Origin of the sequence: Pedobacter paludis (genome assembly GCF_003173575.1) — a bacterium.
GTDB lineage: Bacteria > Bacteroidota > Bacteroidia > Sphingobacteriales > Sphingobacteriaceae > Pedobacter > Pedobacter paludis.
The window spans coordinates 272,804-280,107 of sequence record NZ_QGNY01000007.1 but is presented as its reverse complement, the minus strand read 5'-3'; the positions used below and the strand labels follow the sequence as shown (position 1 = coordinate 280,107).

Here is a 7,304-nt window from a genome sequence, read left to right as displayed (position 1 = left end):
TAGCAGGCTTAAAACGGCTATAAATCAGTCAAGTGCACACTTTTACCGGTATATACTGGCCACTTTAGCTGAAAAGAAAGTGGCCACTTTGAGTAAAAAACGGTGGCCACTTTTTGGATAATCCCCAACCTATGCACAAACAGGCTTGGCGAAATCGAAGCTGAAATTACTATCCCTGCTTAACCGCGTTTTGCCCTGCCCAGTTCGGGCAGGGTTTAACCTAAATTCTAAAGCTATGTACGAAGCATTTTTTGAACTTTTAGACCAGTTATACTGGAAAGGCTACGCAGAGGGACTGCTCGAACAAAACCCCACAATTTTCAGGTTTCACTTCCATGAATTCTTAAACGACTACCAAAATTAAATCACCATGAAAACAGAAGAAATATTTTTTATCGTCCGCATTGAGGTAAGAACCGAACATGGACACATCGATGAAACCCTAAAGGAAATGGAAAAAACCTCGAGGTTTTTTATAACCAATACACCGAAGGTCAAAGTCCTGACCTCCGAGATACTCTCCACAAAAACAAGAAACCTAAAAAACAGAGACCATGGCGCATAATATTAACTACAATTCGGCAAAACAGAAACACAGCTTTTTTTCCGTAAGGGAAAAGGCCTGGCACAGTCTGGGTACGGTCATCGAAGACTTTCCTACAAGTGCCGAAGCACTTTTACATGCAGGACTTGACTATACCGTTGAAAAAAGACCGCTTTTTACATTGGATAACCACAGCGGTAGTATTTTTAACAACCCCGACTGCGAGAGTTTAACGGAAAACGTTAGTGCACAAATTTTGGTTCCCCATTACTATTCTACCCTTAGAACAGATACACAGGAAGTTTTGGGCGTGGTCAGGAAGGATTACCATGTCGTACAGAATATCGCGAGGCTTTTTCGTTTTTTGACAGCATTGTGGGTTCGGGCGAGGGCATCCGTTACGAAACCGCTGGCGCTCTTGGCAGAGGCGAAAAGATTTTTATTACCGCCAAACTGCCCGAATACATCCGAATAGGCCGTGATGATCTTTTGGAGCAGTATATTTTTTTGACCACCTCACACGACGGGTTCGGGAGCATTGCCGCATCGTTTACGCCCGTAAGAATTGTTTGTCAGAATACCCTCAATGCAGCTTTGCGGAACTGCACCAATACCGTCAAAATCAGACACACCGTAAACGCAACAGAAAAACTTAAACAGGCGCACAGGCTAATGGGCATCAGTAATCTGTTTGCTAAGGAAATCGGCGAAATATTCAACCATTGGGCAAAGGTCCGCATAAGCGATAAAGAGACAAAAAAACTGGTGCAGATGGCCATGGCGCCCAGCAAAGAAGTGCTTCAAACTCTCAATGACGGAAAGTGCAACGAACTCTCAAAGCATTACAGTAATATTGTCGATGGTGTACTCGAATATTCAGCCACAAACCCGACCCAAAAGGAGATCACAACACAGAATACCCTTTTTGGAACGTACAACGCCATTACCGGTTATTTTCAGAATGTGCGGAACTTCAAAAATGAAGAAAGCAAGTTCAAAAGCATTATGTACGGAACGGGGATGCAGCGATCGCAAAGTGCGTTCAACCTATGCCATCAATTCGCAAAAAAAGGCGTTATTGAAATGAGTTAGATTAAGTGGCACAAAGCCACTTAATCCTTGAAATCGCCGGTCGCGCTCCGCGCGTTAGGTCAGTTCTAATAATATGATAAGGTTTGGACTGGTGGAAAAGGCTCCTCTTTCATTTAAACAAAACACTGAAAAAATGTAGGTGTTAATTTAAAATTGTAACGACTATTGATTAATTTAGAAAACAAATATATAGTAGACTCTCCATTCAATCTTAAATTAACGCAATAATGAAAGTATCGAGACTCGCCATCCATCAGCTTGAGAAAGAAAGCAAAACACGGGGTATCGACTTTATAATTCTTCCAATTCTCTTATGCCCCCAGATCCCGGAATAGACAGGATGTTTGAGGAAATCCATAAAAGCTTCGAACTTGATAAAACAAGGCATTGCAAGTTTATCCCAGAACAGGTCACCAATACGGTTATGCTGAATACAGAGAAGAACCTTCTGGCGGAAACTGACGAGGTTTTTTTGAGCTACACCAAAGCAAGTCTGGATAATTTGGCGAGCAGGATAGAAAATGAGGTGTTCGCAACCGGCGGTTACTATCTTTTTGCTGACTATATTTTCAATGAAACGAGGTTTCTATGTATAATTTTGGCCAGAAAAAAAGATGGCTTCAATATTGAGTTTAACGACAAAGCCTCAACATTTGATTTTAAGGATACCAAGAATATAAATATCTATAAGCTAGCAATGGCCTTCGAGAAAATTTCAAGGGAATTAAAGGACGAAAAAAGAAGCTATTTCGATGCGCTGAACCAGGCTCAGGATAAAATAAAATCACAGGTTGTGGCAGTACCGCTATCGATAGGGACTTCCGTATATGCTTTTTTCCAGATTAAGGCGGATGTAGTTACTTTTTACTTCATTCTTGCAATGCTCGCAATTTATATTTTTTTTATTTGTTGGTACCTATATTTATATGATAAGGATCTGAAAAAACTGAGATCTGAAATCACGGAAGAGACCAGTAACTTTGAAACCAGATACCCCGAAGTATTCAAAATTTTTAAAGATGATTTTAGCTATATAAATAAAAAAATAGCCTCTGTGCTGCTCTTAAGCTGGGTCATAAAAAGTACAATAATCATTGACTGGGTATTATTTCTTGTCTTCATACTTCTCGTTGTCAATCACAGAGTAGAAAATCCCCCATTTTATCCATTCAGATATCTTTAAGAGATAAATGTTTGTCAAAATTCAACAGACTCAAAACAGATCGAATGGCTCATTGCGGATGGAGCTGGATGATTTCTTATACGAAAAACCTATATATCCTATTGGAACACCAAGGCGGGATATCTATTCCCGCCTGCTTTCCACTGTATACACAAAACTGTCCGCTTTGTAAAACCCCAGATTGTACTCGATTGGCCTTTCGTCAATATCATACACAAAACGTTTCCTGAATAAGATTGGCGACCCAACACTTGTCTCTAGCTTACTTGCGATCAATTCATCAGCAAGTAATGCACTGATTTCCTCTTTGGATACCATGGCAACAACCGAATGCTCCTTTTCCAGCATTTCATAAAGCGGAGCTTTATAATCCTCCTCACCCGTCAAGCCTACATTTGGATGAAAATAAGATTCAAAATATACAAAAGGGCCTTCGGGACGGCCCCTTAGTCTAACCAGTTTCAAAATTTTTTTGTCCTCTTTGATCTGGAAAAAACCTGCCAGTCTTTTATCAGGGTATACCCAGCTTACATGCAGCTCAAAATTCCGGATCGGAATTCCCCTGGCGCTCATTTCCTGGGAAAAACTCATCCAGTTCTTGGACTTCGAGCTCAGCGATTTCGACTCGGCTACCTTCGTGCCCACACCTTTTTTTCTGCTGAGCAAACCGTCATAAACCAGTTTGTTAATCGACTGGCGTAGGGTAGTACGGGATATGCCCAGTTCCTTTGATAGCTCTACTTCGTTAGGGAGCAGTTTGCCGCCAACATATTCAGGGCTTTCAATCAGTTTCCTTAACAATGCTTCCGCCTGTACATGTAATGGCACCTGACTTTTATGGTCTATTGTTAGTTTCATACTCGATACAATAATATGAAAATTTCTACTCATTTCTATTATGTATATACATTCTATTGTTTTCCGTGACCATTACACTTTTTTATGCCAGCCAAAGCATAAACTGCAAAAAATAATTTAATAATAATTTGGAAATGATTTATTTAATAATACATTTGTACATACATAGTAAAGAATGTACTATCTAACCAAATGATTTATTCAATTTCAAAGTTTTTGATGATGTAGAGCCAGATGCTTTTTCTAACCATCTTCCTTATCGGTTTCGATATAATGGTGCTTCCGTATTTAAAATTACGGCAATGTTATCAAAACAATGGAATTTCTTTTTAATGCTTAAAATCTGCTGATGCAGGAACATTGTATGGACATGAACCAAATTCAAAATATAATTTATCAGAATCCAAATATCGATATGTCAATAGAAGAACCGATGCGAAAGACCGAGCAAGAAATCATGCCGGCATTTAGGAAAGAAATCAGCAAGCCGCAAGGATATGATATTTACCCATACTTTACGCTTGGCGAAAAACAAATTTTCAATGGTTATGCAACTTTAGCTGAATACATCGCTGGTCAAAAAACTGTAATCATTGATGGTTATGTAGGGGTGTATTGGAATCTTTTAATCAGCTCACTAAAAAAGGAGCTTGCTTCAAAAGGTCTGCGTTTAAACGTTATAGAAACCGCTACTTTTTTAAAGGAAGAAGATTTGATAGATGAGATTACGGCAGCGTTTTTGGGTGAGAATGGCGCTGTATGGGGTAAAAAGACTACTTTAAACTTAGGTGATTTCCTCGATCTAGAAGCATTAAGGAATGCTGAAGCTGATGAAAACTATGATATAAACCTGATTATTGGTTGTGGAGCTTCATTGAGTGGATGGGATGCAGCTCTGATTTATGTTGATTTACCAAAGAATGAGTTGCAGCACCGCATGAGTGCCGGAGCAGTCTGCAATTTAGGCAAGTCGAGTCCGCAGGAGCAAACAGAAATGTACAAGCGTTTCTACTTTGTTGATTGGGTGTTGCTAAATGCCCATAAAGAGCAATTGGCAAAAAATGTTGATGTTTTTGTTGATGCCCAGTGGGAGGAAGAGATTAATTGGGGCTATGGAGACGCGGTTCGGGCAGGCCTTAAGAAAATGTCTACTTCAGTTTTCCGTGCAAGGCCATGGTTTGCGCCAGGTGCTTGGGGAGGACAGTGGATGAAACACCGCATGCCGCAACTCGACCAAAACGAAGTGAATTATGCATGGTCTTTCGAACTGATCGTTCCAGAAAATGGACTGGTGTTTGAAAGCGATGGCCTGCTTTTAGAAGTTTCTTTCGATTTGCTGATGTTTGCGCAGGCAGAAAATGTGCTAGGCAAACATGTCGAACGTTTTGGAAATGAGTTTCCGATACGCTTCGACTTTCTAGACACTTTCGACGGTGGAAACTTGTCGATACAATGCCATCCAAGCCTTGACTACATTAGAGAAGAGTTTGGTGAAAACATCACCCAAGATGAGACCTACTACATACTCGACTGCAACAAAGATGCAAGTGTATATCTCGGCTTTCAGGAAGATATTCATCCAGATGGATTCAAAAAAGTGTTGGAAGACAGCAATGAAAATGGAGTAGAGCTTGATATTGAGCAATATGTACAATGCCACAAGGCAGAAAAACACGATCTGTTTTTAATCCCTAACGGAACCATTCATAGTGCAGGGGCACAAAATCTGGTGCTTGAAATTAGTGCAACACCCTATATTTTCACTTTTAAGATGTACGACTGGCTAAGGCTAGATCTCAACGGCAAACCTCGCCCGATAAACATCGAACATGCCTTTAAAAACCTGGATTTTTCTCGTAAAGGCGAAAAGGTACAACAAGAACTCATTTCTAAACCGAGCGTGCTCTTTAAAAAAGATGGGTTAACCTGTTACCATCTCCCTACACATAAAGAGCATTTTTACGATGTGCATCGCCTGGATTTTGATTCATTCGCAGAAGTGGAAACCGAAAATGTCTGCCACGTACTGATGCTTGTTGAAGGCGAATCGGTTACCGTAACCACTGCCGACGGATCGACCATGAGTTTTCAGTATGCAGAAACCTTCGTAATTCCGGCAGCGGCAAAAAGCTATAAGATTGTAAACAACGCTAACCAGCAGGCCAAAGTAATCAAAGCCTTCTTAAAATAAATCGCCATGATGCAAGATACATATATCGATATTAAAAAAAGCCGATCCTATTTGCCCCTCGTTTGCCTGGTGGCAGCTTTGGGTGGTTTTTTATTTGGCTTCGATACAGCCGTAATTTCCGGAACAATAAGTTTGGTTACAAAAGATTATAGCCTAAATGCAGTGAGTGAGGGATGGTTTGTGAGCTGTGCACTTTTAGGTTGCATCATCGGGGTAATTATCTCAGGTAAACTCAGTGATAAGTTTGGAAGGAAAATCGTCTTAATTCTATCGGCATTCCTTTTCCTAACCTCTGCGCTAGGCTGCATGTATGCAGGAACCTTCTCGTCTTTAATTGCGTTCAGGCTAATCGGCGGAATTGGAATTGGTGTTGCCTCAATGGTATCTCCGCTTTATATTTCAGAATTTGCCCCATCCAGACTTAGAGGAACGATGGTTTCCCTATATCAGCTTGCTTTAACCATCGGCATTGTAGTGGCATATTTTACCAATGCTTATTTGGCAAGCCACACAGGAGATGCCTATGCAAATGCAGATGTACAAAGAATATTGTCTGGCGAAGTGTGGCGTGCCATGCTTGGTTTGGGCGCAATACCTGCACTTGTTTTCCTATTGGCGTTATTCGTTGTCCCTGAATCGCCAAGGTGGTTATTAACGATGGGACGCAAAGAACAGGCAGAAAAAATACTCATCAAAATCGATGGTGAAGCTGCGGCAAGGAAAGAGTTAGAAGCTTTTTCAGGTCGCAAAGTCTCAGAAGAAGATGGTTCATTCAAAACACTGTTTAACCCTGTGTACCGTAAGGCGCTGTGGATTGGGCTTTTGCTTCCTTTTCTTTCTCAAGTTTGCGGCATCAACGCGGTCATTTATTACGGGCCAAGAATATTAGAACAAGCAGGCTTTACGCTAAATAATGCACTTGGTGGGCAGGTAACCATCGGCCTGGTAAATGTGGTATTCACCTTTGTTGCCATTTTTACGGTTGATAAATGGGGAAGAAAGCCTTTGCTCTATATCGGGGTTGGAGGGGCAGTCATTTCGCTCATCATTATCGGAATGCTATTCCAATTCGGCGTCATCTCTGGCCCTTGGATCCTCATATTTATCCTTGCCTTTATTGCCTGTTTTGCCTTCTCATTTGGGCCTGTATGTTGGGTAGTTATCGGAGAAATTTTTCCAAACGGCATTCGCGGAAAAGCCATGTCCTTGGCTACGCTAACCCTTTGGAGTGGTAATTTCTTTGTAGGGCAACTTACACCAGTTATGCTTCAGGGCCTGGGCTCATCGTGGACATTCTGGATTTTCGCCATTTGCTGTTCACCGGCACTGCTCCTTACCTGGAAACTCATACCCGAAACTAAAGGCCGATCGCTCGAAGAAATTGATGAACACTGGCAAAAAAGCCATCAATTAAATAAGAAATAAACACCAAAAGA

At 41.1% G+C, this 7,304-nt stretch carries 6 protein-coding genes and 1 pseudogene; 6 read left to right on the top strand and 1 reads right to left on the bottom strand.

Translation table 11 applies throughout. From position 1 onward, the window contains the following. Window positions 1-235 precede the first annotated feature (235 nt). From DF947_RS22615 to DF947_RS18820, 4 genes and pseudogenes are all read left to right on the top strand, one after another. Window positions 236-364, top strand: a complete 129-nt coding sequence (locus tag DF947_RS22615) for a hypothetical protein (protein WP_262510090.1) — start codon at window positions 236-238, stop codon at window positions 362-364. 6 nt (window positions 365-370) lie between these two features. Continuing rightward, entirely contained in the window at window positions 371-565 is a 195-nt protein-coding gene (locus DF947_RS22140; RefSeq protein ID WP_146202949.1) for a hypothetical protein, read from the top strand. After that, window positions 555-1,636, top strand: a pseudogene (locus DF947_RS18825) (DUF932 domain-containing protein). The gene DF947_RS22140 and the pseudogene DF947_RS18825 overlap by 11 nt, the downstream one beginning before the upstream one ends. Window positions 1,637-1,949: 313 nt before the next feature. Next, the gene (locus DF947_RS18820) at window positions 1,950-2,819 is read left to right on the top strand and encodes a nucleoid-associated protein (protein WP_109931811.1); all 870 of its coding nucleotides are present in this window, start codon (window positions 1,950-1,952) and stop codon (window positions 2,817-2,819) included. A gap of 123 nt (window positions 2,820-2,942) precedes the next feature. On the opposite strand, the gene DF947_RS18815 is transcribed toward DF947_RS18820, so the two are convergent. Then, on the bottom strand, window positions 2,943-3,710 hold the full coding sequence (locus tag DF947_RS18815) for a GntR family transcriptional regulator (RefSeq protein WP_240615418.1): 768 nt from the start codon (window positions 3,708-3,710) through the stop codon (window positions 2,943-2,945). A 382-nt stretch (window positions 3,711-4,092) separates the two neighbouring features. On the opposite strand from DF947_RS18815, the gene DF947_RS18810 reads away from it, so the two are divergent. Both DF947_RS18810 and DF947_RS18805 read left to right on the top strand, forming a co-directional pair. Continuing rightward, complete coding sequence (locus DF947_RS18810) at window positions 4,093-5,868, top strand: class I mannose-6-phosphate isomerase (RefSeq protein WP_109931837.1); 1,776 nt, start codon at window positions 4,093-4,095, stop codon at window positions 5,866-5,868. A gap of 6 nt (window positions 5,869-5,874) precedes the next feature. Further along, window positions 5,875-7,293, top strand: a complete 1,419-nt coding sequence (locus DF947_RS18805) for a sugar porter family MFS transporter (RefSeq protein ID WP_109931807.1) — start codon at window positions 5,875-5,877, stop codon at window positions 7,291-7,293. Window positions 7,294-7,304: the final 11 nt, after the last annotated feature.

Bases quoted from the DNA above. Each gene is read 5' to 3' on its own strand.
- DF947_RS22615 (WP_262510090.1), top strand. From the start codon at position 236: ATGTACGAAGCATTTTTTGAACTTTTAGACCAGTTATACTGGAAAGGC.
- DF947_RS18810 (WP_109931837.1), top strand. From the start codon at position 4,093: ATGTCAATAGAAGAACCGATGCGAAAGACCGAGCAAGAAATCATGCCG.
- DF947_RS18815 (WP_240615418.1), bottom strand. From the start codon at position 3,710: ATGAGTAGAAATTTTCATATTATTGTATCGAGTATGAAACTAACAATA.
- DF947_RS18820 (WP_109931811.1), top strand. From the start codon at position 1,950: ATGCCCCCAGATCCCGGAATAGACAGGATGTTTGAGGAAATCCATAAA.
- DF947_RS18805 (WP_109931807.1), top strand. From the start codon at position 5,875: ATGATGCAAGATACATATATCGATATTAAAAAAAGCCGATCCTATTTG.
- DF947_RS22140 (WP_146202949.1), top strand. From the start codon at position 371: ATGAAAACAGAAGAAATATTTTTTATCGTCCGCATTGAGGTAAGAACC.